Here is a 24,799-nt window from a genome sequence, read left to right on the forward strand (position 1 = left end):
GCGCGCCCCACGCTGGTTGAGCGGAGCGAAGCGGAGTCGAAACCTACAGCCGGCCGCTGTGCATTCCGCGTCCGCCCCGACCCAACCTGAGTACATGCTTCGGGCAACCAAGTAGTTCTGGGGGTTACGCGGAAGCGGAAAGACGAGTACCTACGAGTGGTGCGATGGATCACTTGAACGTGAAAGCGTGACCCCGTGGGACCCGACGGGCGCCAAATGGGGGCACGTTGCACCTGGTCCCGCCTTTATCGCAAAGGACTCGTCATGGACAAGTTCATGGTCTCCCTGCTCTCGTTCTGGAACGACATCACCAACACGGACAAGGAGAAGGGCGCCACGGCGACCGAGTATGCCCTGCTCGTGGCACTCATTGCACTCGCGATCATCGGGGGCGTAACAGCATTCGGTGGGGAACTGAACACCTTCTTCACCGGCCTGGGCGCGAAGCTCAAGATCACCTGAACCGTACTTCACGTCGGGTTGGCCGGCTGCCCATTGGACGGCCAACCCGATGCCTACGGATTCCAACGAGCGCCACCGAGAAGGTTATGACTACAGAGACTGGACGTCGCGAACGAGGCGCTGCGGCCGTTGAATTCGCATTGGTCGTGCCGCTCCTCTTGGCCTTGGTGCTTGGCATCGTCGAATTCGGGCACATCTACAACGCTCAAATCATGATCAGCAATGCGGCGCGTGAGGCGGCTCGAACCATGGCGGTTACGGGCCAGCCCGCGACGGCGCAAACCGCCGCCAATGCCGTCGCACCAGGACTCACCCTGAACGTGGGGTCACTCGCCTGCGTCACGGACCCCACTAACTCGAGCCTGAAGCAGGTCACCGCGACGGTCACCTCCAACGTCCCGCTTCTGGCAGGCTCATGGCTCCTGCCGGCCAGCACAATCTCGCTCACCGGCGTAGGAGTGATGCGATGCGGCGGCTGACATCTGGGCAGGACATCGACCGCGAACGGGGAGCCATCGCCGTGATGGTTGCCATCCTCATGGTCGTTCTTCTCGGGTCCGCGGCACTCGCCGTCGACTTCGGGAGGATTGCCACCGAGCGTGGCCAGCTCCAGAACGGAGCGGATGCGGCAGCTCTGGCCGTGGCCGACGCGTGCGCCAACAAGACGACCAGCAACACGTGCTCGCCCAACGCGCCGAATACCGCGTCCACCTACGCCAGAGCCAACACCAACGACGCCACGGGTGTCGCAGCTCCCCCGACTATCGACCTAAGCGCCGGCACGGTGACCGTCAACACAACGACCGGTTCAGGTTCGCTTCCCATGACATTTGCCCGCGTCATCGGCATCGACGCAGTGCCTGTGAATGCGACGGCAACGGCCACATGGTTTTACCCGACAAGCGGACGAAGCGTGCTGCCTCTGGCATTTTCGACGTGCGAGTTCATCGATGACGGCAAGCCCCACAAGATCCTTACCCAAGGTGGCTCAAAGGGTGCCCAGGATTGCAATGGGCGAACACCATCGAATCAAATTCTGCCGGGCGGGATGGCTTGGCTCGCGCCGACTTCCAGTTCAGGATGCATCATCGATGCCACGGTAGGACAGTATTACCCGGGGTCGCAAGGAGCGAGCATCCCGAACAACGCCTGCAAGGGTGTCTTCGTGTCGTCACTGCTCAATCAAGTGGTCGCCTTGCCGGTCTACAACGACTGGAACGGGGTGACGGGCAATGGAGCGGCATTCATGATCCAAAAATGGGCTGGGTTCAGAATCGAAGGTTGGAGTTTCCCTTCGAATCAGCTGGGCACATGGCCCGCCCCGACAAATAACAACGGAATCTACGGGACGTTCCTCGGATACTCCGGAGATCCGAGCTACTTCACCGGTGGAACGACAGACCCCTCCCACGAGGGAAACCTCTACGTCGTGAAACTCACCAAATGATCTAAGGAGTCAACCTTGAGGACCCGCCTACTGGGAGGCGTGGCCGCTCTGATTGTTGCAATCATCGGCAGCGTTCTGCTCATCATGTACGTCAACGGCGCAGACGCCCGCGCTATGGCTGGCACAGAGACCCAAGACGTCTACGTCGTCCAGAAGTCCGTCCCTACGGGGACGGCCGCCGGCGCACTCGGCGCCTCGATTGCCAAGAAGCCGGTCCCGAAGTCCGTGGTTGCCACAGACGCCGTCACGGACATCGGCCAGATCCAGGGCAAGGTTGCCTCGGTCGCCCTCGAACCGGGCGAGCAGCTCCTCTCGACGCGCTTCGTCGCTCCCGGCGCAATCAATGGCCCCGGCCGCGCCGCCGTTCCGGATGGCATGCAGGAAGTCACCGTTCGCCTCCCCATCGAACGGGTTGTCGGCGGCACCCTTTCGGCGGGAGACACCGTCGGCGTCTTCCTCTCCTTCCCGAAAGAGGACAACACACCCGCCCAGACGCAGCTCTCCTTCCACAAAGTCGTCGTCACGGGCATCCAGATGACCTCCGGGGCCGCAGCACAGAACAATGCCACCGATGCGCCCAAGCAAAGCGGGGGCGGCATCGCCAGCGGGTCGGGCAGCAACGGCGAGTACCTCGTGACTCTGGCGCGCACGTCCGCCGATGCCGAGAAGATTGTCTTCGCCGCCGAGTTCGGCAAGGTGTATCTCTCGAAGGAACCCACTTCTGCCGCTGAGAACAACAGCGGCGTGCTTGACCGGACAAAGGTGTACCGATGAGTCGCTTCGCTCTCATTACCGCGGACTCGGACTTCGAGCACAGGGTACGCCTCGCTGCGGCAAGCCTCCCTGGTGCACTGCAAGCTTTCCAAGCCAACTTCCTCCCCGCAAGCATCGACGACGTCTTCGGCCAGTTGGTCGGAGATCCTGTCGAGGTCCTGGTCCTTGGCCCGGATCTCAGGTCCGAGGACGTGTTCACCTTCGCCGCCTCTGTCGACGCACGCTTCCCGCACGTGAGCATCATCTACGCGGCTCAGCCGACGCCGGAGATCGCACTCTCGGCGATGCGTTCCGGCGTACGGGACATCGTGACTCCCACGGCGGACGCCGAGTCTCTCCGTAGTCACCTCGAGCAGGCCGCGAGCGCCGCCGCATCTCGGCTTGCAGCGGTTCCCTCGGCCGCGGGAGCCGTGGCGGAGGCGGAAGGCTCCCATGGGCGGATCATCGCAGTGATGTCGCCCAAGGGCGGCGTTGGCAAGACGACGATCGCCACGAACATTGCCGTGGGTCTGGGCAAGATCGCCCCGATGTCCGTGGTGATCGTCGACCTCGACCTCCAGTTCGGCGACGTCGCGAGCGGGCTCATGCTCAACCCCGAGCGGACCGTCCTCGACGCCGTCAACGGTCCGATGGACTCGCTCTCGCTCAAGACCTATCTGAGCGCCCACCCCACGAACATCTACGCATTGTGCGCCCCGAGGAACCCCGCGGATGCCGACCGCATCGCTCCGGAACAGGTCGCCGAGCTCATCAAGCACCTCGCCACCGAATTCCAGTACGTGGTCATCGATACCTCTCCTGGCCTCGGCGAGCACGTGCTCGCAACCCTTGACCAGGCGACGGACGTCGTCTGGGTGTGCGGGATGGACATCCCGAGCGTCCGGGGCCTTAAGTCCGGACTCGAGATCCTCAACGAGCTGCACATGCTCCCGGAGCACCGCCATGTGGTCCTGAACATGGCGGACCGCAAGGCGGGCATCACCATGCAGGACGTCGAGGCGACGCTCGGCGTTCCCGTGGACGTGGTCCTTCCCCGGTCCCGCTCGCTGCCACTGTCCACGAACCGGGGCGTCCCGGCTCTTCAGGACGGCCTACGCGATCCCGCGGTGAAGGGCCTGCGGAAGCTCGTCGACCGATTCAAGCCACAGTGGGACACCCGCGATCACAAGCAGCTCCACCGCCGGGCGGTGTTCCAGTGAGCCTGTCGGAACGGCTCCAGGGCGCACGGGGAGTCACGTCACCGGACAGCGTTGACGTCAGTGGCGTGGATGCCACCGACGAGCTGTCCGGCATCGGTGAGCACTCGCCGTCGTACTCTAAGCTCTCGACTCGAGTGGAAGCCAAGGCCGCAGCGGACGCCGAGGCACGGCTCGCCATCCACGAGATAGCGACCGCAGGCGCCGTCCGCGCGAGCCAAGCGCTGCGCGACCTCAAGGGCAAAGTCTCGGGAGAGCTCTACGAACGGGTCGGGGGCGCATCTCGGACTCCACGTTGAGCGAAGCCGACCTGCACGAGTACGTGCGGAGCGAGCTGCGCGGCGTCGTGGCCGAGCAGCAGGTGCCGCTCACCGCGAGCGAGCGCGACCGCCTCATCGACGAGGTGATGGACGATGTCCTCGGGCTCGGGCCGATCCAGCGGTACATTGACGACCCGAGCGTCACCGAGGTCATGGTCAACCGCGCCGATCAGGTGTACATCGAGCGCCACGGGCAGCTGTTCCCGACCGAGACGACGTTCGACTCCGAGGAACAGCTCCGTCGTGTGATCGAGCGGATCGTGTCCCGGGTGGGCCGCCGCATCGACGAATCGTCTCCACTCGTCGACGCACGCCTCTCCGACGGCTCGCGCGTCAACGCGATCATTCCCCCGCTGGCCGTCAACGGCTCCTCACTCACTATCCGCAAGTTCTCGCGCGAGGCGCTGAGCGTCAATCGGCTCATCGAGCTGGGCACACTCAATCCGGATATGGCCGAGCTGCTTCACGCGTGCGTCGCAGCGCGCATGAATGTGATTGTCTCCGGCGGAACGGGAACCGGAAAGACGACCCTGCTCAATGTCCTTTCCTCTTTCATCCCGCACAACGAGCGGATCGTCACGATCGAGGACGCGGTGGAGCTCCAGCTCCAACAGGATCACGTGGTCCGGCTCGAAAGCCGCCCTCCGAACATCGAGGGCACTGGCGCCATCACCATCCGCGATCTCGTGAGGAACTCGCTCCGCATGCGCCCGGACAGGATCGTGGTTGGCGAGGTCCGCGGCGGTGAGACGCTCGACATGCTTCAGGCCATGAACACCGGCCACGACGGATCCCTCTCCACAGTCCACGCGAACTCGCCCCGCGACGCCATCGCGCGACTCGAGACGCTCGTCCTCATGGCCGGCATGGACCTGCCGCTCCGCGCTATCCGTGAACAGGTCTCCTCTGCCGTGAACCTGATCGTGCACCTGAGCAGACTGCGCGACGGTACTCGTCGCGTCACCCATGTGACCGAAGTGCAGGGCATGGAGGGAGATGTCGTGACGCTCCAGGATGCCTTCCTCTTCGACTACTCCGCGGGCATCGACGCGGACGGTCGATTCCTCGGCAAGCCGATCCCCACAGGGGTCCGGCCGCGCTTCACCGAGCGGTTCGCCGATCTCGGCATCCGGATCAGCCCGTCCATCTTCGGCCAGCAGTACGGGAAGGTGTGAGGTACGTGGACTCACCTATTCTCTTGGTCGTAGGCCTGCTCGCTGTTTATGCCGGACTGGTAGGACTCGTCGTCTTCCTGCTCCGTTCGCGACGCACCGTGGCCCCTGAACGCAGGCGGCCTCAAACCGCACAGGACCGCACGACGGCGCTGACGAAGCTCACCGACTCCGCTGTTGGAGCCATCAACCGCTCCCTTCGGGGCCGCCAGCTCCGGTTCATCCAAGCCGACAAGTTCGAGCAGGCCGGCGTCAGGTTCAGCATGGGCGACTTCCTCATCATGTGCGGCGCGGCGGCGCTCCTCGGAGCGATCCTCGGCTTCGTGCTCGGGGGCTTGGGGCTGGGCATACTGTTCTTCATCGTCGCTCCGCTCGGACCGCTGGTGTGGTTGAACCTGAAGGCGTCGAAGCGCCAGGCTAAGTTCGCGGACCAGCTCCCAGACACGCTTCAAATGCTCTCCGGCAGCATGCGGGCGGGCCACTCCCTGCTGCGCGCCATTGATGCTGCTGCGGGCGAGGCAGAGGCCCCCATGGGTGAGGAGCTGCGGCGGGTGGTCAACGAGACCCGTATCGGCAAGGACCTCGTCCAGTCCCTTCTGGAGACGGCCGGCCGGATGAAGAGCGAGGACTTCCTCTGGTCCGCCCAGGCCGTCGAGACGCAACGCGAGGTGGGCGGCAACCTCGCCGAGGTCCTCGAGAACGTCAACGACACCATCCGGGAACGCGCTCAGCTTGGCCGTCAGGTTCGGGCGCTCAGCGCGGAGGGAAGGATGTCCGCGGTGATCCTCGTGTGCCTTCCCCTGGTGATGCTCGTTCTCATGTCGCTCGTGAACCCCTACTACGGCACGACCTTCTTCACCACGGTGCCCGGATGGCTGATGCTCGGCGCAGTCGCGGTCCTGCTCACCGTCGGCTCCATCTGGCTCAACATCCTCATCAAGCCGAAGTTCTAGGAGGAGGCACAGGTGACACCCATTGCCCTCGCAGCGGTCCTGGCGATCGTGATTCCCCTCGGCTACCTCACGTGGGCCCTCGTGGCGACCGACCGCTCCGCGCGGCGGAGCATCGAGATCAACCTTGGGCTCGCCAAGGGTGGCCCGAAGCACTCCACGGTGCCGCTGTCGGAACGCGTGCGAGACCTGACGCGACGCATCACGCCGTCAGGCTACACAGCGAAGCTCGACAAGCTGCTCGCCGCTGCCGGCCGACCGAAGGGCTGGCCCCTGGACCGAGTCCTCATGGCCAAGCCGCTCCTTGCGTTCGGCGGATTCGCGCTCGCGCTCTTGTTCTTCTTCGCGCTCAGGGATCCCTCGGCCTGGTCCTTCATCCGGACCGCATCGCTGACGGTGTCCGCCTACTTCCTTCCGGACCTCCTCCTCAGGAACTCCGGAGAAAAGCGACGGCAGGCCATGCAGCTCGCACTGCCGAACGCCCTCGACCAGATGCTCATCTCCGTTGAGGCGGGCGTCGGGTTCGACGCTGCAATGGCACGTGCCGCGGAGAACAGCACGGGACCCCTCGCCGATGAGTTCGTCCGCACGCTCCAGGACGTCCAAGTGGGCCGCTCGCGGCGCGAAGCCTATCTGGACCTCGCCGAGCGGGCCCACTTCCCCGAACTGCGCTCGTTCATCCGGGCGGTGGTTCAGGCGGACGAGTACGGCATCGCGATCGCGAAGGTCCTGCGGACTCAGGCGAAGGAGATGCGCACCAAGCGCCGTCAACGCGCGGAAGAGCACGCCATGAAGATCCCGGTGAAAATCCTCTTCCCCCTGATCTTCGCGATCCTCCCTGCGCTCTTCATTGTGATCCTGGGCCCGACGATCATGAGCATCATGAAACTCTTCGGAGGGCAGTGAGGTGACCGTAGAGGGCACACCCGACGCCCAGAAGGAGCGCGGTGCCGTTGCCACGGAGTATGCACTCCTCATGGCCTTCATTGTCATAGCGATTGTCGCCGGCGTGGCCGCGCTCGGGCTTGCGCTCGGAGGCTACTACGACCAGATCGCCGAAGCGGTCCAGACACTGCTTCGAGGCTAGGACATCGGCTTTCCAGGGCCCACTAGACCGGAGCCCCCTCCCGGCACCCAGAACCGGGAGGGGGCTCCTCCCATTTCTTGACCAGCACAAAACTCATCGGGAGGGAGACAACCGGCCGGTACGCGATCTGCTGAGGGCCAAGGTCAAGGTCCCTTCCTGACGCTCACGCATCAAACGGCATCTAATGCGTGACCGTTCGCACACAAGGTCTGTTTCCCAGCGGTCCCGCACCGCCTCGCCCCTGCCGGCTCGCGCCCGATGCACGTACCCTGAAGGGACTCCGGGACTCCTGAACTGGGCAGCCGATCCCGAGGTCGGCATCGGCTGGACGGAGGCGGCCATGAGGAGCGCCCTAATCACGTTCATCGCGTACGGCGCGGCAGTCGACAGCGCTCTCCTCGGACTGTGGCTGGCCGACAAGTGGCCGTCTCCAGGGTGGAAACAGTACACCGTCGTCGGCTCAGTGTTCATCAGCATGAACGTGGTGATGCAGATCCTCATCGGCTAATGGCGAGGCCGCAAGCGATAACGCTGCAGTAATGGCTCCCACCTATTCTTCGTAATCAGTCGGCACGCAGTCCCCCTGGTTCGCACCCAACCTCCCCCGGCGTCCCGACTAGAAGGAGCCAGCGATGTACAAGTTGCTTCGTGCGACCGCAACTGCGGCCGTAGCCGCGGGGGCTCTGATCGCGTCCCCGGCCCTCGCCCTTGGCGCTGGAGTCAGCCCCTCGACCGTAACCAAGAACGTCAACCCTGGCGACACGATCCACGTCGCCAAGACGGTCTCCACCCCAACCATCCCGCCCAAGCCCGACATTGTGCTTGTCGTCGACTCGACGGGCAGCATGGAGGGAGCCATCGGCAACGTCAAGACCGAGATGGGCAACATCGTCTCGACAGTGCAGGCTGCGCAGCCCGATGCCCAGTTCGCCGTCGCCGACTACAAAGATTTCAACAGTGGCGACCCGTACGGATTTCGTCTGGACACCGACCTCACCGCGTCAGCTGCCACGGCACAATCTGCGGTGAACTCGATCACCGCGAGCGGCGGCGGGGACATCCCCGAGTCCCAGCTCAACGCCCTCTGGGAGATCGGATCGGGCGGCAATGCCGTGACATTCCGCCCCGGCTCCTCCCGCATTGTCGTGTGGTTCGGCGACGAGCCCGGCCACGACCCGAGCAACGGGCATACACTCGCGGACGCCATCGCCTCGCTGCAGGGGGTCAATGCAAAGGTTCTCGCGCTCAGCGTCGGAGACGATCACCTCGACGCTACCGGCCAGGCCACCGCCATCACCAATGCGACCGGCGGCAGTCTCATGACGGGCATCCCGACCGGCGGTGTTTCCTCGGCGATCCTCTCCGGCCTGTCCAACCTCCCCGCCGAGGTTACGGCGTCCACGACCTGTGACACCGGCCTGTCGCTGGCCTTCACCCCTGCCCTGCCCCAAACGGTCGCGAGCGGCAAGGACCTGACGCTCGATGAGGCCATCACCGTAGCGGCCGACGCGCCGCAGGGCTCGACGCTCAACTGCACCACGCAGTTCAAGATCAACGGCGCCGACGCGGGCGACGCGTTCAAGCAGACCGTCGCGATCACGGTCAACGACGTCACTCCGCCGACCGTCTCGTGCGGGCCCGGCGTGAACCCGGACGGCAAGGCGGTGCCCGGATACCAGCAGGCTGGCTTCTACCAGATGGTCGCCAACGACAACCTGCCGGGCGTGACGGTCAGCATCAAGGACAACGCCACGGGCACGACCTTCGGGCCGTACGACCCAGGGACCTACTTCAAGCTGACCCAGGCACCCGGAACCGCCGCCTCAAGCGTCTCGCCATTCTCCGGCGCGGTCGCATGGCAGTTCCTCTTCAAGGGTGACGCGACCCTCATCGCCACCGACGCCGCAGGCAACACCGCGACCGCCACCTGCACGGTGCCGCCAAAGCAGAAGTAGTCGCACGCTAGGCACGGAGGGCCCCGCCATACCCGGCGGGGCCCTCCGTTCGTGGGGCTCAACCAGCGGGGGTTTCGACTCCGCTCAACCACCGGGGTTTCGACTTCGCTCAACCACCCGTGGTTGGGTTTCGACTCCGCTCAACCACCCGTGGTTGGGTTTCGACTCCGCTCAACCACCGGGGTTTCGACTTCGCTCTACCACCGGGGCGCGCAGCGCCCGCGTCAGCTCCGCCCGCTCGGCCATTTCCTCTGCCGACTCCGGGTACCCGACCTCCTCCAGCACGAGCGGGTGCGGCGGGGCGAGCCGCGTCTTCGCGTCCCGCACCCGCGCGAGCATCCGCTCGTGCAGCCACTCGACCGACTCGAGCCCCTCCCCCACCCGCAGCGCCGAGCCCACGAGCGCCCGGACCATGTTGTGGCAGAAGGCGTCGGCGCCCACCCGGGCGACCACCACGCCGTCGTGCGCCCGCTCGAACCCGAACTCCTGCAGCGTGCGCACCGTGGTGGACCCCTCACGCGGCTTGCAGAACGCGAGGAAATCCTGCAGCCCGAGCAGCTGGTCCGCGGCGGCGTTCATCCGCTCCACGTCCACCGCCTCGCGGTGCCACAGGGTGATCCCGCGCAGCATCGGGTCCCAGTTCTCCGGCCTGTCCGCAATCCGGTAGGAATAGCGCCGCCACAGCGCCGAGAACCGCGCATCGAAGCCCTGTGGAGGCACGACGGCGTTTCGCACCTCAAGCGCGCCAGTCTCCTCCCCGAGCACGCGGCTCAGGGCGCCGCGGAGCCGCCGCACGAGGACGTCCTCGGGCTCGTCCGACGACCGACGCACGAGCCCGTCCCACTCCGCCCGCTCGAGGTCCAGGTGCACAACCTGCCCGCGTGCGTGCACGCCGGCGTCCGTCCGCCCGGCCACGACCACCCGCACGGGCCGGCGGATGATCAGCGCGAGCGCCTCCTCGAGTGCCCCCTGAGCCGTGCGACGCCCGGGCTGCACTGCCCACCCGCTGAACGGCGCGCCGTCGTACGCCAGATCCAGACGGACGCGGACAGGTCGCGCATCACCGGGAGACGCGGGAAGGCCCCCGTTCCCAGAATCGGGAACGGGGGCCTTCTCGGAAGTCATGCGCCCCAGTCTATCGGGGCAGCACGGGCCTACTTGGCGTCGTCGGCCTTGGGCTCCTCGGCGGGGGCCTCCTCAGCGGCGGCCTCCTCGGCCGGAGCCTCAGCAGCCTCCTCCGCGGGAGCCTCAGCCTCGACCTCGGCCGGAGCCTCGGCAGCGGCCGTCTCCTCGACCTCAGCCTCGGCGGGAGCCTCGGCCGGAGCAGCCTTCGCTGCATCAGCCTTGGCGGCCGCGGCAGCCTCCGCAACCACAGCCTGCTTCGCCGAGACCGGCTCGAGCACGAGCTCGATGACAGCCATGGGGGCGTTGTCGCCCTTGCGGTTGCCGACCTTGGTGATGCGGGTGTAGCCACCGTTGCGCTCCGCCATCTGCGGGGCGATCTCGGTGAAGAGCTCGTGGATGATGCCCTTGTTCGTGTTGGTGCGCGCCGAGATGGCGGCCTGGACACGGCGGCGCGAGGCGAGGTCGCCGCGCTTCGCGAACGTGATGAGGCGCTCGGCCACCGGGCGGAGGCGCTTGGCCTTCGTCACGGTCGTGGTGATCCGCTTGTGCTCGAAGAGCGCGGCCGCCAGGTTGTTGAGCATGAGGCGCTCGTGCGCCGGGCCACCGCCCAGACGCGGACCCTTGGTGGGTGCAGGCATTGTTGTTCTCCTGTTGTGGACCGCCACCGGCTTTCGCCGAGGGCGGGAAAGTTACTTAGAGCTCGTCGTCGCCGTAGGCGTCGTCCTCGTCACCCGCGGCAGCGCGCGCGGCGAGGGGATCAAACCCGACGGGCGAGTCCTTGAGCGAGAGGCCCAGCTCGAGGAGCTTGGCCTTGACCTCGTCGATCGACTTCGCGCCGAAGTTCCGGATGTCCATCAGGTCCGCCTCGGAACGCGCCACGAGCTCACCCACGGTGTGGATGCCCTCGCGCTTGAGGCAGTTGTACGAACGCACGGTGAGGTCCAGGTCCTCGATCGGGAGGGCCATGTCCGCGGCAAGAGCGGCATCCGTCGGGGACGGGCCGATCTCGATGCCCTCGGCGGCGGTGTTCAGCTCGCGGGCGAGGCCGAACAGCTCCACGAGGGTGGTGCCGGCGGAGGCAACGGCGTCGCGCGGCTTGATGGCCGGCTTCGTCTCGACGTCGACAATGAGCTTGTCGAAGTCGGTGCGCTGCTCAACACGGGTCGCCTCGACGCGGAACGTCACCTTGAGGACGGGCGAGTAGATCGAGTCCACCGGGATCCGGCCGATCTCCGCATCCGCGGACTTGTTCTGCGCCGCGGAGACGTAGCCGCGGCCGCGCTCGATGGTCAGCTCGAGCTCGAACTTGCCCTTGGAGTTCAGGGTGGCGATGTGCAGGTCCGGGTTGTGGATCTCCACACCGGCCGGCGGCGCGATGTCCGCGGCCGTCACGACGCCGGGGCCCTGCTTGCGCAGGTACGCGACGACGGGCTCGTCCTGGTCCGAGGAGATCGAGAGGCTCTTGAGGTTGAGGATGATCTCGGTGACATCCTCCTTGACCCCCTCGACCGTCGTGAATTCGTGCAGCACGCCGTCGATCCGGATGCTGGTCACTGCCGCCCCCGGGATCGAGGACAGCAGGGTGCGGCGCAGCGAGTTGCCGAGGGTGTAGCCGAAGCCCGGCTCCAGCGGCTCGATGACGAAGCGGGAGCGGTTCTCGGAGACTACTTCTTCAGACAGGGTGGGGCGCTGTGCAATGAGCACTGGGTTTTCCTTTCAGGAAGCATCCGCTATATGACGCAACACAGATGGATGGAAAAGGGTCTGACTAAGTAATGAAGCCTGGCGAGGTGCCCGCACGAGGCGACACGCCGCCGTCGTGCGCAGTCTCTTACGCACGACGGCGAGCGGTCGCCTTGGGCGGGCGGGTCCCCACCGGGCCCCGGAACCTGTTAGACGCGGCGGCGCTTCGGCGGGCGGCAGCCGTTGTGCGCGCTCGGGGTCACGTCCTGGATGGAACCGACCTCGAGGCCGGCAGCCTGGAGCGCGCGGATCGCGGTCTCGCGGCCCGAGCCCGGGCCCTTGACGAACACGTCGACCTTGCGGAGGCCGTGCTCCTGGGCGCGCTTCGCTGCGGACTCGGCGGCCTGCTGCGCGGCGTACGGGGTGGACTTGCGGGAGCCCTTGAAGCCGACCTCGCCGGCCGAGGCCCACGAGATCACAGCACCGGACGGGTCCGTGATGGACACGATGGTGTTGTTGAAGGTGCTCTTGATGTGCGCCTGACCGAGCGCGATGTTCTTCTTGTCCTTGCGGCGCGGCTTACGGGCCGACGTCGCACGAGTCTTCGGGGGCATTTAGCTCTCTCCTACCTGAAGTTGTGGGTGACGCGGGCCGCTATCAGCGGCCGGCCTTCTTCTTGCCGGCGACCGTGCGCTTCGGGCCCTTGCGGGTACGAGCGTTGGTCTTGGTGCGCTGGCCACGGACCGGGAGGCCCCGGCGGTGGCGCAGGCCCTCGTAGCTGCCGATCTCGACCTTGCGGCGGATGTCGGCGGCCACTTCGCGGCGGAGGTCACCCTCAACCTTGTAGTTGCCCTCGATGTAGTCGCGCAGCTGGACCAGCTCGGCGTCCGTCAGGTCCTTGACCCGGACGTCCGCGCTGATGCCCGTGGCAGCGAGCGTCTCCTTCGCACGGGTGCGACCCACGCCGTAGATGTAAGTGAGCGCGATTTCCAGCCGCTTTTCGCGGGGAATGTCTACGCCAGCGAGACGAGCCATAGTGGCGGTTCTCCTTGTGTATTCCGGAGGTCGTAGGCAGTACACCCGCTCTGTTGCTGCACTGTGTGCGAGCGGCCCCAGCCTCCGGGCCGGGGGTCAGCTGTCCGGGCCCATTCGTCCCAGCGCAGCTTGTGCTGCCTTCTCTAGTTATTGCGTGGGCGTTGCCCTGGCTGTACTCCCTTTCCCGGTTCCCCGGGTCCGGGAGGGGATCAGCCCTGGCGCTGCTTGTGGCGCGGGTTCTCGCAGATCACCATGACCCGGCCGTTGCGGCGGATCACCTTGCACTTGTCGCAGATCTGCTTGACGCTCGGCTTGACCTTCATGGCTCTTCCTTTGCGTGCTTACTTGTAGCGGTAGACGATACGGCCGCGGGTCAGGTCGTACGGGCTGAGCTCCACCACTACGCGATCCTCCGGGAGGATGCGGATGTAGTGCTGACGCATCTTCCCCGAGATGTGAGCAAGAACAACGTGCTTGTTCGTCAGCTCAACGCGGAACATCGCGTTGGGCAGCGCTTCAGTCACGACGCCCTCGATCTCGATGACACCGTCCTTCTTGGCCATAGCCTCCGCTAACTGTTGGTGCCGCCGGGCGCGAGTGGCCCCTGGCGGACGTGTATGGTTTTTTGACTAGCGTCCCGTCCATTCCTTGCGAAAAGGGCATGGGAGGGCCGACAGCCAACACACAACTGTACGCCGGATGGGCCCGGAAGTTAAATCCGCCCATGCTACACGGGCGCGATGCCAGCCGTGGCGGTGCTTACTCCAGCTACAGCCCCGCGGGCCGTTCACGTTTCACCACCGGCGTGTGCAAGTTTCACCACGAGCCGTATGTCCGGGCGGCGTGTCACGCGCGTCGCCCCGGCGTGTCGCGCCCAGGAGCCCGCGGTGCCGGTGAAATCTGCACCCGCCCGTGGTGAAAGTTGAACTCGGCCAAGACCGTCAGGCCGCGCCGTGCGCCTTCCGCCACGTGGTCTCCACCTCGGTGAAGACTGGGAGTGGTCCCATTGCGAGGCGCCGCTCCACCACGCGCTTCACCTTCGCGACCATCAGGTCCGGCGTCCGCACCACGTCCCGGAAGGTGAACCGCACAGTGGGTATGCCGAGGGCCTGCGCGGCGGCGTCCCTCGCGTAGTCATTTGCCCGCGCCGAAGGACGCTCATGCAGCTTCCCGTCGGTCTCCACATCCACGCATTCCTCGACCAACAGGTCCATTGGCCCCACGCCCTCCACATCCACCTGCGGCCGGACCCCGAGCCCCGCCTTCCGCAGGTAGTAGCGGGCCAGAGTCTCGACGAAGGAGTCGGCACCAGGATCGAGATGCCCGAGGACGGCGAGCGCGCTGCGGCTCCCCGGTCCTGTGAGGTAGCCTCTCAGCTCGCCGACGGTGACACGCTTCTGGTTCACCGCGGATTCCACGATCACCAGCGCCTCCGGCTCGGGCAGGCACAGGAGCGCATGCATGACGGCGTCGAACGTTGACGCCAGGTGGCCGCCGCGCTCCGCCGAGATCCATGATCTGCGATGGATCACGGCCAGATCTGATCTGAAGGTGCCATCTGGGCGAAGCAGGTGAATCCTCTTCGGCTCCTCGACGACCCACAGACCCAGGCGCGATGCCGCGCTCGCGCAAGTCAGCAGCGAGTTGGTCTCGGCGCATCGGCGAAGCAGTGGGTCCGCCGCGGGAATGGCGTAGAGCCCCGGGCGCACCCGCTCAATCAGGCCCACCGCCGCCGCGGCCGAAATGCTGCGCCGCGTGAGGCCGGCTCCGGCGAGGTCCTTGGCCCGCGCGATCCCGCCAAGCTTCGTCATGACATCGATGACCTCGTCCACCATGGCATCGTGGCCCGCCGCCCGCCACGTCGGCTGGCCCGTGGGACCTATGTGGACAACCCAGCGCGATGCGCGTGGAAGAATTCCCCGAATAGGAATTGTTCAGGGGGAAGCATGACTGACGCGCGGGCCGCGACCGGAAACACTGCCGTTTTCATTGATCTGGAGAACCTGTTCGGAGGCTACGCCAAGGACGTCGCGTCCGTGCCACTCTCGGGATTGGCCAGGGAACTGAGGGGCCTGCTGCGCCGCGACGGCCGCACCAGGATCACGTCATTCCGCGCCTACGCGAACTGGGCACGGCCCGCCATGATGGCCTACCAGAAGGACCTCATGTCCAATGGGATCGAAGCCATCCAGATCTTTTCCCATTCCCGCAACGTCAAGAACGCCGCGGACATCCAACTCGTGGTCGACGCTCTCGCAGAAGCCCAGGACCGCCCGGCGACGGACACCTTTGTCATCGTGACCGGCGACGGCGGCTTCGTTCCGCTCGCGAGGAGGCTGCGGCAACTCGACAAACATGTCATCGTGGCCTCGACTGACCTTCCGGAGGCCGGCACGGTCAGCGAGCTCCTGCGATCTGCCGCCGATGAGTATCATGAGCTCGCCGTGACCCGCGGCGCCCCGGAACCACCCGCCGTCGCGCGTCCGGCCCAGCCTCCGGCGCCCCAGAAGAGCGCACCGCCGCAGCCCGCCGCCCCCACCCTCGAGCAGTACCGCGACGAGATCAAGGCCGCGGTCAAGCGGAAGCGTGAGCTGCTCGTGGACGGCGCAGTGGACGGCTCGCGGCTCGGCCAGCACCTGCGCACCAAGTGGCCGCGCACCACGTTCAAGGACTTCGGAGCAGCCACGCTCGGAGGCTTCGTGGAACAGCACTGCGGCCTGGCGATGCACCGACCTGTCGCTGCAAAGCGGCCTGCCGCGGGCCCGCAAGCCGTGGCGCAGGCCCCGGCGGGCGCACCCGCAGAAGGCGCCGCGCCGCCGTCGTCCGGCGAGCCGTCCAAGACCCGGTACCTCCGTGCCGTTCGAGCGATCATGAAGACCGGGCCCCTCGCCGCCCAACTGCAGGAGAGCGGCCGGGCACCGCTGACCAGACTCGGCGTTGCCCTCCGTGCAGAACTCCCTGAGCTCACCCACAAGGACGCCGGCTACCCCAAGCTCCTGCCGGCGGTCACGGACGCACTCGTCGGAACACCGTGGCGGGTCGAGAAGGAGGGCCTCGCGGCCTTCGTGGTCGCGCCGGGCCGCACCTAGGAGACCGCTGAAGAATTGGGGGCGGCGAGGCGTGCCCTGCGTGGTTCGGGCCGCGGGTGGTTAAGACTGGGTTCATGCAGGGTCGCGATGACGGGCAGCGTGAGTTGTTGGATGTGGAGGCGCTGGCGGGGCATCTGCTGGTCCCCGGCAGCGTCTTCGCCTTCCTGGCCGCGCACCGCCGGGAGCTGTTTCCTCCGCAGATGTTCGAGGACCTGTTCCCCTCGGGCCGTGGCCGGCCCTCGATCCCGCCGGAGGTGGTGGCAACTGTCCTGGTCCTGCAGGCGCTGAACGGGCTCTCGGACCGCGAGGCGGCCGAGGCGGTGACCTACGACCTGCGCTGGAAGGCTGCCTGCGGGTTCTCGGTCGCTGACCGGGCATTCCACCCGACCACGCTGACGTACTGGCGCCGTCGGCTCGCCGACAGCGCTCGGCCGCAGCGGGTCTTCGAGGCCGTCCAGACTGTGGTGGCCGAGACCGGGGTGCTCAAGGGCAGGACGCGCAGGGCCCTGGACTCGACTGTCCTGGACGATGCGGTCGCCCGGCAGGACACCGTCACCCAGCTGATCGCCGCGATCCGCCGGGTCGGACGCGAGGTGCCCGGCGCCGAGGCGCTGATCGCGCGGGTGTGCACCGGCCACGACTATGCCCAGCCCGGCAAGCCGCGCATCGCCTGGGACGACCCGGCGGCCCGGGACGGATTGGTCTCGGCCCTGGTGTCCGACGCTCTGGCCCTGCTGGGGGTGATCGACGCCGAAGCGCTCGAGGGCAGGGCGGCCGAGGCTGTGGCCCTGCTGGCCCTGGTCGCCGGGCAGGACGTGGAACCGGCCGAGGGCTCCGACGGCACCGACGGCAGGTGGCGGATTGCCCGGAAGGTCGCCCCTGACAGGATGATCTCCACCGTGGACCCCGAGGCTAGGCACGCCCACAAGACCAGGGAAAGGAGACAGGACGGGTTCAAGGCCCACATCGTCGCCGAGCCCGACACCGGGATCATCACCGTCCCGGCCCTGACCAAGGCCTCCGGGCCCGAGAACTCCGACGCGGCAGTGGGCGCCGGGCTCCTCGGAAGAGACGCCACGACCGCTGGGGAGCGCATCGAGGTCCTGGCCGACTCCGCCTACGGCACCGGGGAGATGCTCGCGGCCGTCGCCGCGGCCGGACACTCTCCGGTGATCAAGCCCTGGCCACTGCGCCCCGCGGTGCCCGAGGGATTCACCCTGGACGATTTCGAGGTCGACGAGGCCGCCGGAACCGCGACCTGCCCGAACGGCGTGACCAAGCCGATCAGCCCCAGACGGCACGTCACCTTCGGCGCAGCCTGCCGCGCCTGCCCACTCCGAGCCCGGTGCACCACCTCGGCCCGGGGCCGCAAGCTCGAACTCCATCAGCACGACCGGCTCCAGCGCGAACACCGCGCCCGCGCCTCGGGCCCGGAATTCCTCCAGATCTACCGGCGGCACCGGCCCATGGTCGAGCGCACGATCGCCTGGCTCACCCGCGGGGCCAGACGCGTGCCCTACATCGGAGTGGCCCGGAACAACGCCTGGCTCACCCTGCGGGCAGCCGGGCTGAACCTGCGACGGCTGCTCAACCTCGGCCTCGAGCGCCAGGACGGAGGCTGGGCCATCGCCTGAGAGGCCCACGCCCCGGGGCCCCGGGCCCGGTCAGCGGCCCCGCACAGCAACACCCCGAAACCGAGCCGCCCACGAGCAACGACCGGAACCAAGCCGCGAGAGGCAATAGAGCCCACCTCCCGCGGACTCCCAGACCAAGCCCGAAAGCCACTTCTTCAGCGGTCTCCTAGGCCTGAGGCACCTGCGCCTCAGCCGCCTCCTTGATCCGCTGCAGCAGCTCAGCCTGACCGCGCTCCGACATCTTCATCACCAGAGCGTCGACGGCCGCGTCCGCCCAATTGGACGGGACCACGTCGCACCGGTAGGTGAGCTTGGTGCCCTCGCCCTCGGGTTCCACCCGCAGGGTGAACACCGGGCCCAGCGCCGCCTTCGAGGTCAGATGCTCGTTCGGGACGTATTCGGTGTACTCATGCGTCGTCTTGAGGGGAATGCCGAGCACCCGCCACGCCACATCGAAGGTCGTCCCGACCCCCTCCGGCGTCTCCTTGATGTTCGAGACGTCAGCGCCCTCGCCGATCCAGACGTGGGGATCCTTGAGCATGGTGAAGACCCGCTCCACAGGAGCCGCGATGCTGACGCTCCCGGACCACACCAGCGGGTGAACGCCGGCGGGCGTCATGTCCGCGTCGGTGACGGCCTTCTGGCCGGTCTCGACGAGGCTCTTGATGTTGGCGAGCAGAGCGTCGATGTCGTCGTCGACCCACATCACCCACAGGGTCTGGAGCGGCACGCGCACGAGCGGCGTCTCGAGGGCGAGTCTGGCCTCGATCGTCAAAGCCGTCCCTCCCTCGACCGGCTCGAACGAGAAGGTGATCACGGGGCCGGCCGAGACCGTTGAGACGATGCGCTGGTTGGGAACCACTTCGGTGTACTCGTGCGTCACGCCCATGTGGACCCCGAACATCTTCGCCGACATGCGCGCCGACGTTCCCACGCCGCCCGGCTTGATGTCGACGTGCGTGGCTTCGACCTCGCCAGCGTAGGCGTGCATCCACTTGCTCGGGTCGCTGACAAAGGCGAACACCGCATCCACGGGGGCATTGATCGTGACGCCCCGGACGAGGGTCTTCGTCATGATTCTCATCTCCTATGAGCCGGCGGCCGGGCCGCCTTCGGATCGGCTGCGATTCCAGTCAATCGGCCGGCAGGCGTTGTTCCCAGAGGAGAAGGTCCCCGGGCCGGGCCCAGGCGAGGGCTGGGCCGGGGCGAGGGCTGGGCCGGGGCGAGAACTGGGCGCCCTGCATCGTCCTCCACAGCATCTGATCCCGGCGTGTCCTCCACGTAGGCGTCCTTGCACCTTCGGGATGCCGCCGGAGCCGCAACGATGACGGCATGGATGACCTGCTGCTCGCACTCAGGGTCCGTGACGGCGTAGCTCGGACGCGTGAGCTTCTCGCCGTGGGAGTCACGGAACGGACTCTCAGGGCGGCCATCTCAATGGGCCTGGTGCATCGCCTCGGCCGTGGTGTGATCGCCCTGCCCGACGCAGACCCGTTCCTCGCGCGAACAATCGCGACCGGGTCCCTGCTGACGTGCGCCTCGGCGGCCAAGTCCCACGGGCTCTGGCTCATCCATGATCCGGCAAAAGTCCACATCCAGCGCAAGGACGGGCACTACAAGTCCGAACGGTCGGTGGTGCACCGACGCACGTGGGTTCCGGCCCGCCCCGGAAGTATCGTCGCCTCCCTCGCCGACGTGGTGCTCCATTGCCTCGAGTGCCTGCCGGAATTCGAGGCTCTCGTGGTTGTCGAGTCGGCCATCCAGCAGGGCCTATCCATGGACTTCCTCAAGAGCAGGCTCGTCGGTCCCCGCAACGGCCGTGCCCGGGCCGTCCTGAACCTCGTGGACCGGGGCGCGGACTCACCGATCGAGACTCTGGCCAGGGAGCTCATGCGCAGGGCCGGCCTGCATGTCGAGGCCCAGGTCTATGTGGCCGGCGTCGGCTGGATGGACACGATCGTCGCGCACTGCGTCAACGTCGAACTCGATGGCAGGACCCACAAGAAGCCGGAGAGCAGGGCGAAGGACTACGCCCGTGACGCCGCCGCCCAGGCCCTCGGGTTCGGCGCCCTCCGGTTCGGCTACAACGACGTCGTGCACCACCCCGAGCGCTTTCTCGACCGAGTCACAGAGGTCGTGGCCCGCCGCCTGTCCCTCGGAGGCCTTCCGGTGTATTGAGCCCGGCCGGGTTGTAGGAATCTCCCCAGCTTTGGACACTCGCTCTGACCAGCCGAGCCAAGACATCCGCATGATTCCACGGGTCGATACCTAAAGCTGGGGAGTTCCCTACATCAAAGCCGGGGAGTTCCCGACCGCCCACGCCTAGGGCACCGGGAAGGGCGCCCAGCTCCCGGCGGGCGTCGTCACCGGCGTCGCGGCACGCACCCCGTCCAGGATGGCGTCCCGGACGGCCTGCGCGGCCGCGATCTGCACGGACATGAGCCCCACGACCCGCGCCGCGTCAATAGCCCGGTCGAACTCGACCGCCCCCGTCGACGCCGCGAAGACGGTGTCCCCGTCCACGAGCGTGTGGCTCGGATCGAGGGCCCGCGCGAGCCCAGCGTGCGAGGCCGTCGCGAGCCGCTTGCACTCGGCCGGCGTGAGCGCCGCGTTCGTCGCCACCACCACGAGGGTCGTGTTGAGCCCCGCGGCCGCCGGCCCCTGCGGGACGCCCCCCAGCGTGGGGGCCCCGGGCTCGGGCGCCTCCGGGAAGACCGGCAGCCCCGCGGCGTTCACGACGGCGAGCGCACCCACCACGATCCCCTCGGGCACCGACACCGGATCGGCCCCGGGCGGGCCGGGCACGGGGCCGCCCGCAACGCGGACCGAGGCCATCCCGACCCCGCCCTTGTACTGCCCTCTGCCGAGCACCGCCCCGGTGCCGGCCCCGACGCAGCCGCGCAGACCGCCGTCGGGCGCGTCCTCGAGCCCCACGCAAGCCGCCGCAGCCTCGAAGCCCATCGCCGTGTCCGGCCGCGCGGAGAAGTCCCCGCCGCGCCCGAGGTCGAAGATCACGGCGCCCGGCACGATCGGGACCACGCCGCCCATCACGTGGTAGCCCTGGCCCTGCTGCTCGATCCAGCGCTGCACCCCGGTCGCCGCGGCGAGCCCGTACGCGCTCCCCCCGCACAGCGCGATGCCGTCCACGGTCTGGACGAGGGTCGCCGGGTCGAGGGCGTCGGTCTCGATGGTCCCGGGGCCGCCGCCCCGCACGTCCACCCCTCCGGAGCTGCCCGGCGGAAGCACGACGGCGGTCACCCCCGTGAGCCAGCCGTCCTCCGTGCGCTGTGCATGCCCCACCCGGATACCGGGCACATCAAGAAGGGATCCCATGGGGAACATTCAACGCGTGCCGCCGACGCGCCTCAACCATGTGGCGCACCTCACTGCCTACGCTAACCAAATGTGAACTCTTGGATACGGCCCGGGGAATTCCTCCGGGATCGCCCGGATTCCGCCCGGCCGGGCACGCACGACGTGGTGCACTACTGCCCGGGGGTTTACGGTCGCTACCCACACTCTGAAGGAAATGCTTGTCAATGTCCCAACCTCCTTGCAGGATTCACCCATGAGCGAGACGACAATGGAGCGTCGCAAGGCGGCCTCCGCGCAGCAGCAGCAAGGAGGGCGCCGGAGGTTCTCCGGCCGCACGAGGCGCGACTTCTTCATCTTCCTCGCGTTCGCCCTTCCGAACCTCGTCCTCATCGCCGTCTTCACGTATCGGCCTCTGTTCGCGAACCTGCAGTACTCGTTCCTGGACTGGACGCTCGGCTCCAAGACCGCTCGGAACATCGGCTTCGAGAACTACGTGACGTTCTTCGGCAGCGACGACGCCGGCCGCGTCCTCGGCACCACGGCTGTCTTCACAGTCTTCACCGTGGGCCTGTCCATGGTGCTGGGCCTGCTGATCGCGCTCGCCCTGAACGCGAAGGTCAGCGGCACCACGTTCGCCCGGTCGGCGGTGTTCGCCCCCTACGTGCTCTCGGGCGTGGGCGTGGGCCTCGTGTGGATGTTCATCTTCGACCCGGGCTACGGCGTCCTCGCGTGGTTCCTGCGCGGGCTGGGCGTGGCGAGCCCGCAGTGGTTCAACGACCCCCAGCTCGCGCTGACCATGGTGATCATCGTGTACGTCTGGAAGAACCTGGGCTACTGCGCCGTGGTGTACCTCGCGGGGCTGCAGTCGCTGCCGAGCGACATCATGGAGGCCGCAGCGCTCGACGGCGCCGGCGCGGCCCGCCGCTTCACGAGCATCAGCCTGCCGCTCCTCTCCCCCACCACGTTCTTCCTGCTCATCACCACGATCCTCTCGAGCCTCCAGGCTTTCGACCTCATCCGGATCATGACCCCGCTCGGCAATGGCACGAGCACCCTCATCTACGAGGCGTACCTGCAGGCGTTCGGCGCGTACAACCGGGCCGGGTACTCGGCGGCCATCTCGGTGGTGCTGTTTGTGATCCTGCTCGTGGTCACGGTGATCCAGATCCGGTTCGTCGAGAAGAAGGTGCATTACGCATGAGCGCCCCCGCACCCGCCCCCGTCACTGAGAATGCCGGCGCCCCGATCCGAGAGCGCGCGTTCTCCTCGCAGAACCTCGTCCGCACCATCGTGGGCGGCTACGTCCCGCTCGTCGTCGCGACCCTCATCGTGGCCCTGCCGCTGCTGTGGATGGTGCTGAGCTCGTTCAAGACACCTGGCGAGATCGTCACGACGGACCTCAGGGTCCTGCCCGAGTCCCTGAGCTTCGACAACTACCGCGAGGCCATGACGACTGTCCCGTTCGGGCGATTCTTCCTGAACTCGACGATCGTCACGGTGTCCGGGGCCGTCATCAAGGTCACGCTCGCGATCATGACGGCGTACGCCCTCGTGTTCGTCCGGTTCCCGTTCAAGAACGTGATCTTCATCCTCATCCTCGTGGCCCTGATGGTGCCCTCGCAGGTCTCGATCCTGCCCAACTACGTGCTCATCGCGGGCATGGGCGGGAAGAACACCCTGTGGGGCATCATCCTCCCGGGCCTGGGCACGGCGTTCGGGACGTTCCTGCTGCGACAGCACTTCATGACGCTCCCGCCCTCGATCCTCGAGGCAGCGGAGATCGACGGCGCCGGGCACTGGAAGCGGCTCTGGAGCATCGTGGTGCCGGTCTCCGTCCCGTCCATCGCGACCGTGGCGCTCGTGACCATCGTGTCCGAGTGGAACGACTACATCTGGCCGCTCATCATCACCGACCGCCCGGAGGTCATGACCCTCCCCGTCGGCCTGACGCTCCTGCAGAACTCCGAGAGCGGGACCGGCTCGTGGGGCATCCTCATGGCCGGCGCCGTGCTCGTGATCGTGCCGGTCCTCATCGTGTTCGCGATGCTCCAGCGCTACATCGTGGCCGGCCTCACCCAGGGCTCGGTGACGGGCTGACCGGGCCCCACCATCCCCAAGACCCACCACCCCAAGCACCCAACGAAAGGCACACCATGTCATTCCGACTCGACCGCCGACATTTCTTGGCCCTTGCCGGGGCCGGCACCGGCGCCGTGGCGCTGGCCGCGTGCGGCGGCCCGGACACGTCCGGCGCGAGCGCCACGTCTGCGGCCGCAGACATCGACTTCAAGGACGTCAAGCCGGCCGGGACGATCGACTTCTGGTCCAACCACCCGGGCAAGTCCGAGGACGTCGAGAAGCAGATCATCGCCAAGTTCGAGGCCGCGAACCCGGGCATCAAGGTCAACCTCGTGACCGCGGGGGCGAACTACGAGGAGATCGCCCAGAAGTTCCAGACCGCGCAGGCCGCGAACTCGGGCCTGCCCGCCGTGGTCGTGCTCTCCGACGTGTGGTGGTTCCGCTACTACATCAACGGCAACATCATCTCGCTGGACTCGCTCATCAAGCAGCTGGATGTCCAGGTGAGCGACTACCGCGACTCGCTCGTGCAGGACTACCAGTACGCGGGCAAGCAGTGGGCGCTGCCCTACGGCCGTTCCACGCCGCTGTTCTACTACAACAAGGACCACTTCAAGGCTGCCGGGCTTCCGGACCGCGCGCCCAAGACCTGGGCCGAGTTCGCCGAGTGGGCGCCCAAGCTCAAGGCCTCCTCCGGGGCCCAGTACGCGTACATGTACCCCGCGCTGGCCGACTACGCGGGCTGGACCCTGCAGAACAACCTGTGGGGCTGGGGCTCCGGCTGGTCCAAGGGCTGGGACATCACGTGCGACTCGGACGACGCGGTCGCCGCCATGCAGTGGGTCCAGGACTCCGTGTACAAGGACAAGTGGGCCGGCGTGTCCTCGAAGGACTCCTCGGCGGACTTCGGCGGCGGGCTCACGTCCGCGACGATCTCCTCGACCGGCTCGCTCGTGGGCGTCCTGAAGACGGCGAAGTTCAACGTGGGCGTCGGCTTCCTCCCGGGCGGCCCGAAGTCGGAGAGCCCGGTCTGCCCCACGGGCGGTGCCGGCCTCGGCATCCCCGCGGGCATCCCGAAGGAGCAGCAGCTCGCGGCGGCGATGTTCATCAAGTTCATGGGCGAGCCCGAGAACACTGCGGCGTTCTCCGCCGCGACCGGCTACATGCCCCTGCGCAAGTCCGCGGACATGACGGCCGTGCTGGCCAAGACACCGCAGATCCAGACCGCGATCGACCAGCTCGCCGTCACGAAGGTCCAGGACAACGCGCGCGTGTTCCTCCCGGGCGCCGACCAGGAGATGGCCAAGTCCGTCGCCAAGATCGTCACCCAGCAGGCCGACGTCAACGCCACCATGGCCGACCTCAAGAAGACCCTCCAGGGCATCTACGACAAGGACGTCAAGCCGAAGCTCAAGGCGTAGCCTTCCGCGTCCCTAGACCGCGCAACGCACGACGGCGCCGCTCACCTTCCTCAGG

Annotated in this window: 26 protein-coding genes and 1 pseudogene; 17 read left to right on the forward strand and 10 right to left on the reverse strand. The window is 67.2% G+C overall.

Annotated elements, in window-relative coordinates; translation table 11 throughout:
* Positions 1-264: 264 nt before the first annotated feature.
* The 11 genes and pseudogenes from SCMU_RS14630 (at position 265) to SCMU_RS14685 (ending at position 9,363) form a co-directional block, all read left to right on the forward strand.
* Positions 265-462 (forward strand): Flp family type IVb pilin, encoded by a 198-nt coding sequence (locus SCMU_RS14630; RefSeq protein ID WP_229229855.1) that lies wholly within the window; start codon positions 265-267, stop codon positions 460-462.
* Between the two features lie 86 nt (positions 463-548).
* Positions 549-941, forward strand: a complete 393-nt coding sequence (locus SCMU_RS14635) for a TadE/TadG family type IV pilus assembly protein (protein ID WP_229229856.1) — start codon at positions 549-551, stop codon at positions 939-941.
* Complete coding sequence (locus SCMU_RS14640) at positions 929-1,909, forward strand: pilus assembly protein TadG-related protein (RefSeq protein WP_229229857.1); 981 nt, start codon at positions 929-931, stop codon at positions 1,907-1,909. The genes SCMU_RS14635 and SCMU_RS14640 overlap by 13 nt, the downstream gene beginning before the upstream one ends.
* A gap of 39 nt (positions 1,910-1,948) precedes the next feature.
* Complete coding sequence (gene cpaB / locus SCMU_RS14645; protein WP_229229858.1) at positions 1,949-2,683, forward strand: Flp pilus assembly protein CpaB; 735 nt, start codon at positions 1,949-1,951, stop codon at positions 2,681-2,683.
* The gene (locus SCMU_RS14650) at positions 2,680-3,882 is read left to right on the forward strand and encodes a CpaE/TadZ family protein (RefSeq protein ID WP_229229859.1); all 1,203 of its coding nucleotides are present in this window, start codon (positions 2,680-2,682) and stop codon (positions 3,880-3,882) included. The genes cpaB and SCMU_RS14650 overlap by 4 nt, the downstream gene beginning before the upstream one ends.
* Positions 3,883-4,058: 176 nt before the next feature.
* Positions 4,059-5,374 (forward strand): annotated as a pseudogene (locus SCMU_RS14660) (TadA family conjugal transfer-associated ATPase).
* Positions 5,375-5,379: 5 nt separating this feature from the next.
* Positions 5,380-6,324 carry a type II secretion system F family protein gene (locus SCMU_RS14665; RefSeq protein ID WP_229229862.1) on the forward strand — a complete coding sequence of 315 codons (945 nt, stop codon included), beginning with the start codon at positions 5,380-5,382 and terminating at the stop codon, positions 6,322-6,324.
* 12 nt (positions 6,325-6,336) lie between these two features.
* Complete coding sequence (locus tag SCMU_RS14670; RefSeq protein WP_229229863.1) at positions 6,337-7,227, forward strand: type II secretion system F family protein; 891 nt, start codon at positions 6,337-6,339, stop codon at positions 7,225-7,227.
* Between the two features lies 1 nt (position 7,228).
* On the forward strand, positions 7,229-7,408 hold the full coding sequence (locus SCMU_RS14675) for a Flp family type IVb pilin (protein WP_229229864.1): 180 nt from the start codon (positions 7,229-7,231) through the stop codon (positions 7,406-7,408).
* Between the two features lie 340 nt (positions 7,409-7,748).
* Complete coding sequence (locus tag SCMU_RS14680) at positions 7,749-7,916, forward strand: hypothetical protein (protein WP_229229865.1); 168 nt, start codon at positions 7,749-7,751, stop codon at positions 7,914-7,916.
* Positions 7,917-8,040: 124 nt separating this feature from the next.
* Complete coding sequence (locus SCMU_RS14685) at positions 8,041-9,363, forward strand: vWA domain-containing protein (RefSeq protein WP_229229866.1); 1,323 nt, start codon at positions 8,041-8,043, stop codon at positions 9,361-9,363.
* 171 nt (positions 9,364-9,534) lie between these two features.
* On the opposite strand, the gene truA is transcribed toward SCMU_RS14685, so the two are convergent.
* From truA to SCMU_RS14725, 8 genes are all read right to left on the reverse strand, one after another.
* Positions 9,535-10,488, reverse strand: coding sequence for a tRNA pseudouridine(38-40) synthase TruA (gene truA / locus SCMU_RS14690; RefSeq protein ID WP_229229867.1), 954 nt, complete (start codon positions 10,486-10,488; stop codon positions 9,535-9,537).
* A gap of 29 nt (positions 10,489-10,517) precedes the next feature.
* A complete protein-coding gene (gene rplQ, locus SCMU_RS14695; RefSeq protein ID WP_229229868.1) occupies positions 10,518-11,126 on the reverse strand; it encodes a 50S ribosomal protein L17 in 609 nt (202 codons plus the stop codon).
* A gap of 55 nt (positions 11,127-11,181) precedes the next feature.
* A complete protein-coding gene (locus tag SCMU_RS14700; protein ID WP_229229869.1) occupies positions 11,182-12,192 on the reverse strand; it encodes a DNA-directed RNA polymerase subunit alpha in 1,011 nt (336 codons plus the stop codon).
* 188 nt (positions 12,193-12,380) lie between these two features.
* The gene (rpsK, locus tag SCMU_RS14705; RefSeq protein WP_229229870.1) at positions 12,381-12,785 is read right to left on the reverse strand and encodes a 30S ribosomal protein S11; all 405 of its coding nucleotides are present in this window, start codon (positions 12,783-12,785) and stop codon (positions 12,381-12,383) included.
* A 43-nt stretch (positions 12,786-12,828) separates the two neighbouring features.
* Entirely contained in the window at positions 12,829-13,206 is a 378-nt protein-coding gene (rpsM, locus tag SCMU_RS14710; protein WP_066499470.1) for a 30S ribosomal protein S13, read from the reverse strand.
* Between the two features lie 209 nt (positions 13,207-13,415).
* Positions 13,416-13,529, reverse strand: a complete 114-nt coding sequence (gene rpmJ, locus SCMU_RS14715; RefSeq protein WP_011775570.1) for a 50S ribosomal protein L36 — start codon at positions 13,527-13,529, stop codon at positions 13,416-13,418.
* A gap of 18 nt (positions 13,530-13,547) precedes the next feature.
* Positions 13,548-13,769 carry a translation initiation factor IF-1 gene (gene infA, locus SCMU_RS14720; RefSeq protein WP_011775571.1) on the reverse strand — a complete coding sequence of 74 codons (222 nt, stop codon included), beginning with the start codon at positions 13,767-13,769 and terminating at the stop codon, positions 13,548-13,550.
* Positions 13,770-14,147: 378 nt separating this feature from the next.
* Positions 14,148-15,038, reverse strand: a complete 891-nt coding sequence (locus SCMU_RS14725; protein ID WP_229229871.1) for a type IV toxin-antitoxin system AbiEi family antitoxin domain-containing protein — start codon at positions 15,036-15,038, stop codon at positions 14,148-14,150.
* Positions 15,039-15,152: 114 nt separating this feature from the next.
* On the opposite strand from SCMU_RS14725, the gene SCMU_RS14730 reads away from it, so the two are divergent.
* Positions 15,153-16,295 carry an NYN domain-containing protein gene (locus SCMU_RS14730; protein WP_229229872.1) on the forward strand — a complete coding sequence of 381 codons (1,143 nt, stop codon included), beginning with the start codon at positions 15,153-15,155 and terminating at the stop codon, positions 16,293-16,295.
* Positions 16,296-16,369: 74 nt separating this feature from the next.
* Entirely contained in the window at positions 16,370-17,929 is a 1,560-nt protein-coding gene (locus SCMU_RS14735) for an IS1182 family transposase (protein WP_229229873.1), read from the forward strand.
* 166 nt (positions 17,930-18,095) lie between these two features.
* Here the strand turns inward: SCMU_RS14735 and SCMU_RS14740 are convergent, their stop codons facing one another.
* Positions 18,096-19,004 carry an SRPBCC family protein gene (locus SCMU_RS14740; protein WP_229229874.1) on the reverse strand — a complete coding sequence of 303 codons (909 nt, stop codon included), beginning with the start codon at positions 19,002-19,004 and terminating at the stop codon, positions 18,096-18,098.
* Between the two features lie 257 nt (positions 19,005-19,261).
* On the opposite strand from SCMU_RS14740, the gene SCMU_RS14745 reads away from it, so the two are divergent.
* The gene (locus SCMU_RS14745) at positions 19,262-20,107 is read left to right on the forward strand and encodes a type IV toxin-antitoxin system AbiEi family antitoxin domain-containing protein (protein WP_229229875.1); all 846 of its coding nucleotides are present in this window, start codon (positions 19,262-19,264) and stop codon (positions 20,105-20,107) included.
* A gap of 144 nt (positions 20,108-20,251) precedes the next feature.
* On the opposite strand, the gene SCMU_RS14750 is transcribed toward SCMU_RS14745, so the two are convergent.
* On the reverse strand, positions 20,252-21,262 hold the full coding sequence (locus SCMU_RS14750; RefSeq protein WP_338027564.1) for a P1 family peptidase: 1,011 nt from the start codon (positions 21,260-21,262) through the stop codon (positions 20,252-20,254).
* A 235-nt stretch (positions 21,263-21,497) separates the two neighbouring features.
* On the opposite strand from SCMU_RS14750, the gene SCMU_RS14755 reads away from it, so the two are divergent.
* From SCMU_RS14755 to SCMU_RS14765, 3 genes are read left to right on the forward strand one after another with little or no spacing between them, the layout of a single operon-like run.
* Positions 21,498-22,445 carry a carbohydrate ABC transporter permease gene (locus SCMU_RS14755; protein ID WP_229229876.1) on the forward strand — a complete coding sequence of 316 codons (948 nt, stop codon included), beginning with the start codon at positions 21,498-21,500 and terminating at the stop codon, positions 22,443-22,445.
* Positions 22,442-23,341 carry a carbohydrate ABC transporter permease gene (locus SCMU_RS14760; RefSeq protein WP_229229877.1) on the forward strand — a complete coding sequence of 300 codons (900 nt, stop codon included), beginning with the start codon at positions 22,442-22,444 and terminating at the stop codon, positions 23,339-23,341. Before SCMU_RS14755 ends, SCMU_RS14760 begins: the two co-directional genes overlap by 4 nt.
* A 56-nt stretch (positions 23,342-23,397) precedes the next feature.
* On the forward strand, positions 23,398-24,744 hold the full coding sequence (locus tag SCMU_RS14765) for an ABC transporter substrate-binding protein (RefSeq protein WP_229229878.1): 1,347 nt from the start codon (positions 23,398-23,400) through the stop codon (positions 24,742-24,744).
* Positions 24,745-24,799: the final 55 nt, after the last annotated feature.

It is taken from the genome of Sinomonas cyclohexanicum, from assembly GCF_020886775.1.
GTDB classification, from domain to species: Bacteria; Actinomycetota; Actinomycetes; order Actinomycetales; family Micrococcaceae; genus Sinomonas; species Sinomonas cyclohexanicum.

What these genes read in the sequence shown, in the direction of transcription:
- SCMU_RS14630 (WP_229229855.1), top strand. Translation starts at nt 265, where the DNA reads ATGGACAAGTTCATGGTCTCCCTGCTCTCGTTCTGGAACGACATCACC.
- SCMU_RS14635 (WP_229229856.1), top strand. Translation starts at nt 549, where the DNA reads ATGACTACAGAGACTGGACGTCGCGAACGAGGCGCTGCGGCCGTTGAA.
- SCMU_RS14640 (WP_229229857.1), top strand. Translation starts at nt 929, where the DNA reads ATGCGGCGGCTGACATCTGGGCAGGACATCGACCGCGAACGGGGAGCC.
- SCMU_RS14650 (WP_229229859.1), top strand. Translation starts at nt 2,680, where the DNA reads ATGAGTCGCTTCGCTCTCATTACCGCGGACTCGGACTTCGAGCACAGG.
- SCMU_RS14680 (WP_229229865.1), top strand. Translation starts at nt 7,749, where the DNA reads ATGAGGAGCGCCCTAATCACGTTCATCGCGTACGGCGCGGCAGTCGAC.
- SCMU_RS14685 (WP_229229866.1), top strand. Translation starts at nt 8,041, where the DNA reads ATGTACAAGTTGCTTCGTGCGACCGCAACTGCGGCCGTAGCCGCGGGG.
- truA (WP_229229867.1), bottom strand. Translation starts at nt 10,488, where the DNA reads ATGACTTCCGAGAAGGCCCCCGTTCCCGATTCTGGGAACGGGGGCCTT.
- rplQ (WP_229229868.1), bottom strand. Translation starts at nt 11,126, where the DNA reads ATGCCTGCACCCACCAAGGGTCCGCGTCTGGGCGGTGGCCCGGCGCAC.
- rpsK (WP_229229870.1), bottom strand. Translation starts at nt 12,785, where the DNA reads ATGCCCCCGAAGACTCGTGCGACGTCGGCCCGTAAGCCGCGCCGCAAG.
- rpsM (WP_066499470.1), bottom strand. Translation starts at nt 13,206, where the DNA reads ATGGCTCGTCTCGCTGGCGTAGACATTCCCCGCGAAAAGCGGCTGGAA.
- rpmJ (WP_011775570.1), bottom strand. Translation starts at nt 13,529, where the DNA reads ATGAAGGTCAAGCCGAGCGTCAAGCAGATCTGCGACAAGTGCAAGGTG.
- infA (WP_011775571.1), bottom strand. Translation starts at nt 13,769, where the DNA reads ATGGCCAAGAAGGACGGTGTCATCGAGATCGAGGGCGTCGTGACTGAA.
- SCMU_RS14730 (WP_229229872.1), top strand. Translation starts at nt 15,153, where the DNA reads ATGACTGACGCGCGGGCCGCGACCGGAAACACTGCCGTTTTCATTGAT.
- SCMU_RS14735 (WP_229229873.1), top strand. Translation starts at nt 16,370, where the DNA reads ATGCAGGGTCGCGATGACGGGCAGCGTGAGTTGTTGGATGTGGAGGCG.
- SCMU_RS14740 (WP_229229874.1), bottom strand. Translation starts at nt 19,004, where the DNA reads ATGACGAAGACCCTCGTCCGGGGCGTCACGATCAATGCCCCCGTGGAT.
- SCMU_RS14745 (WP_229229875.1), top strand. Translation starts at nt 19,262, where the DNA reads ATGGATGACCTGCTGCTCGCACTCAGGGTCCGTGACGGCGTAGCTCGG.
- SCMU_RS14750 (WP_338027564.1), bottom strand. Translation starts at nt 21,262, where the DNA reads ATGGGATCCCTTCTTGATGTGCCCGGTATCCGGGTGGGGCATGCACAG.
- SCMU_RS14755 (WP_229229876.1), top strand. Translation starts at nt 21,498, where the DNA reads ATGAGCGAGACGACAATGGAGCGTCGCAAGGCGGCCTCCGCGCAGCAG.
- SCMU_RS14760 (WP_229229877.1), top strand. Translation starts at nt 22,442, where the DNA reads ATGAGCGCCCCCGCACCCGCCCCCGTCACTGAGAATGCCGGCGCCCCG.
- SCMU_RS14765 (WP_229229878.1), top strand. Translation starts at nt 23,398, where the DNA reads ATGTCATTCCGACTCGACCGCCGACATTTCTTGGCCCTTGCCGGGGCC.